The 2,962-nt window shown below is 41.7% G+C and carries 5 protein-coding genes; all 5 read right to left on the reverse strand.

Features of this window, described 5'->3' with window-relative positions:
- Positions 1-1,885 (reverse strand): helicase RepA family protein (locus V4C51_RS17520; RefSeq protein WP_330927463.1); only part of this gene is annotated, 1,885 nt, incomplete at its 3' end.
- The gene (locus V4C51_RS17525) at positions 1,882-2,082 is read right to left on the reverse strand and encodes a hypothetical protein (RefSeq protein WP_330927464.1); all 201 of its coding nucleotides are present in this window, start codon (positions 2,080-2,082) and stop codon (positions 1,882-1,884) included. The genes V4C51_RS17520 and V4C51_RS17525, both read right to left, overlap by 4 nt.
- Before the next feature lie 116 nt (positions 2,083-2,198).
- Positions 2,199-2,357: a plasmid partition protein ParG gene (locus V4C51_RS17530; RefSeq protein ID WP_330927465.1), complete on the reverse strand. Its 159-nt coding sequence runs from the start codon at positions 2,355-2,357 to the stop codon at positions 2,199-2,201.
- Between the two features lie 132 nt (positions 2,358-2,489).
- Positions 2,490-2,654 carry a hypothetical protein gene (locus V4C51_RS17535; RefSeq protein WP_330927466.1) on the reverse strand — a complete coding sequence of 55 codons (165 nt, stop codon included), beginning with the start codon at positions 2,652-2,654 and terminating at the stop codon, positions 2,490-2,492.
- Positions 2,651-2,830, reverse strand: coding sequence for a helix-turn-helix transcriptional regulator (locus V4C51_RS18110; protein WP_420797691.1), 180 nt, complete (start codon positions 2,828-2,830; stop codon positions 2,651-2,653). The genes V4C51_RS17535 and V4C51_RS18110 overlap by 4 nt, the downstream gene beginning before the upstream one ends.
- Positions 2,831-2,962 lie beyond the last annotated feature (132 nt).

Raw genomic sequence — 2,962 nt, forward strand, 5'->3', positions numbered from 1 at the left:
GTAAAAATCCATCGTCGTCCTCTGTTAACCAACCATTTTTAAGGCAGGAATCTATACGCTCTGTAATTCTCTTTGTGTTAATACCAACAGTTTTCAGGTCATCACGCAATACTTCGCGTGTGGTCTGATTTCTGTTGGCCTCTCTGCCTCTGACAGCGGTTATTACTTCCAGTTGTTTCACCGTCGGTTTTTTGATATCAAAATCAAAACTAATCTCCATGTCCGTTTTCACAAGAACAGCGCTTGTAACTTCATCACCGTCACTATCTTTAATGCCAAGACCAACCGTCTCTATTTTAAATTTTATAGGCTTAGGCTCGTCCCCGTCCTTCATCTTAGTGCATTTAATCTCAACAACATCATTTCCGTCTTTCTTCATCAAGTATTCACAGTCTTGTGCAGCATAAAGTGCTGACGATCCACGGCCTCGCTCTTGATTCAAATGGCCTGTGTGATGGACAAGCAAAATTGTGCAACCATAAGCTCGCTTAAGTTTGTCCATGGTTTCGATAAAAACACCTGTATCAGTTGCGCTGTTTTCTTCACGTCCAGCGGTGTTTCTTGCTACCGTATCAACAACTATTAAAGCTGGCTTAATATCACCCAATCTTTCTTTTATATCTTCTACAAGCTCACCACACCCATATGCTTTACCAAGCGCATATGGTGAGTCTGAGCACATAAAATTACAGCCATCCAAAGTGATTTGGTTTTTTATCTCCCATGCTCTAAGCCTTCTACGTATACCATTGAATCCCTCACCAGCTATATATACAACGGCCCCTTTACTCGCTTTGTAGCCTTGCCATGGCTTACCAGTTGCCACGCTACATGAAAGGTCAAGGGCAAGAAATGACTTCCCTGAATACGATGGTGCAACCAGGCAGCCCATAGAGTCTTTTTCAAACCAATCCTTTACAAGCCAATCTGGTGACTTTATTGATTTTGCTAGATTAGACATTTCGCTTAACCTGTTTCGCCTTTTTATCTGATAAGATAAAGTGCTATGTGTATTTTTTGTGTCCTCTAAACTCGCATATGATACATTATTTTTCACTGGTGCACTCCTGGGTGACTCCTTTCCTTTTTTAATACCACTGTTAATAGTGGATTTAACTTCGGTTTTTTTAAGACCGATGTCATAAGCAGCCTTTTCTAACTCCTGGCGAACTGTTGCCTCTGCTATTTCTCCGCCGGCCATAAGGCTTCCCATAGCGCAAGCCTGCTTGTTTAGCTCTGAGTTGCGTGTACCCTCTACCGCTCTGTAAATTTCCTCACGAGCGCCTTCCAGTGCCTTTAAGCCGTATGATGAACCATGGCCGATTATTGTCCTAACTGGCTCACCAGTTGGTGTGGTGGTTTCAGTCTTTACAGTCCTATCAGGCTTCCTGAAGAAATTCACCAGGCTATCAGGTGCCATGGGTAGGTCAGTTGGAAAAACCTCCTTATGATCTTTATATGGCTTTATGTGACAAAGCTGATTCCCCGTTTTAAGGTCAACACGACTTCGCCCACCAATGGAAAGAACACCGTCCCGGCTCTGGTAATACTTTCCCCAGTCGAGTTTCATAACATCTGGATGTTTAAACAGGTAATGCAAGCTATCTTCTTTATCGTTCCACTGGAATAAAGCCGAATCCATATCCTCAGAGCTTATACCAAAGTTGTCAGCAAACTCTTGCGGCGTTATTGCTTCGCCCTTATTCCCGTCAAAATCAACCAGGATAAGGTTGTCCAGTGCTACAGAAACAAATTCAGATTCATTCCAGTTTGGGTGGTCAGGTGAATACGTTTGACCATCCTTGTACTTGCAATGTGGTGGTACGATCCTGAACCCTAAGCGATACATTTGTGTCGCTGTTTCTTTTATAGAATCATTTTTCACTTATTAATACTCCACAAAACACGCTCAATATCGTCCAGGAGGTCGAGGGCATCCTTTATTTTTTTATCGTTAGTCCTATCAAACAAAATGGAAAGATAGTGCATAGCGTCTGATACTGAATATTCAGTGTATTGAATGAGTTTTTTGTCAGATGTATTTTGGTTGTGGGTTATGCTTCTGGCCTGTTCTAGTGGCATGGTGTAAACTTCCTCCGTTGCCATGAATTGATTAGGTGTGTTTTCCATATCTAGGCTAATGGTTTGTGGTGACTTCCTGCCCGATACTTTAGTAGGTGGTCGGGTGGGTTAACGGGTTACTGATTTTTCAGATCAATATCGCCATTCACAAAACGGCTCATAAATTCCCGCATAACCTCTGCCTGACTTTTACCGGATTTGGCGCAAGCTGCTTTAAATTCATTTCTTAATTGTTCTTCAACTTGAAAACGTACTTGGACTAGATTTTTAGTCATAGTTATTACCTCGCTTCATAACCTGGTAATAACTATACACTAACATTTGTTACCATTGATACTGATAATTTATACAGTTCAACACGAAAAAAAAGAGGCCATAAACAGGCTGGAACTCTAAAACGTTACTGGCTATCCATCGGCTATTTCCTTTACCTTTTTGGATAGCTTTACAAGCTCGTTATTGATTTCCCTAACCTTGGTAAGGGTGTTTTCGTCTTTGTTATCAAGTGGCAAAGAGACAAGCAGAAAAGCGTCATCAACGTCTGGAGAATCAATGCAGATAATGTGGTTCACTGTGCAACCTCCCGATCGGCTTCCCACTTAACTAGGTCGGTTAGCTTCCATCTGACGCACCGTGGCCCAATCTTTACTGGCTTTGGCGCAATGCCTTCGCTCACCCATCTATACCAGGCGCTTTTGCTTGTGTTGTAGCGGTTAATTACTTCTGAGGCTTTTAAGTACTGTGACATATGATATTCCTACAAAAAAAAACTTGTGATTGCCTAATGGATCATATTATTAGAATTAGGAATATGAAAGGCTAAAAAAGTAGGGGGTGGTTTTTTATCCAACCCAATAGGCCGTAATATACACACCAACTA

The organism is Candidatus Sororendozoicomonas aggregata (genome assembly GCF_031528575.1).
Classification (GTDB): domain Bacteria; phylum Pseudomonadota; class Gammaproteobacteria; order Pseudomonadales; family Endozoicomonadaceae; genus Endonucleibacter; species Endonucleibacter aggregata.

Excerpts from the sequence above, each read along its gene's own strand:
- V4C51_RS17525 (WP_330927464.1), bottom strand. The coding sequence starts at position 2,082 with ATGCCACTAGAACAGGCCAGAAGCATAACCCACAACCAAAATACATCT.
- V4C51_RS18110 (WP_420797691.1), bottom strand. The coding sequence starts at position 2,830 with ATGTCACAGTACTTAAAAGCCTCAGAAGTAATTAACCGCTACAACACA.
- V4C51_RS17530 (WP_330927465.1), bottom strand. The coding sequence starts at position 2,357 with ATGACTAAAAATCTAGTCCAAGTACGTTTTCAAGTTGAAGAACAATTA.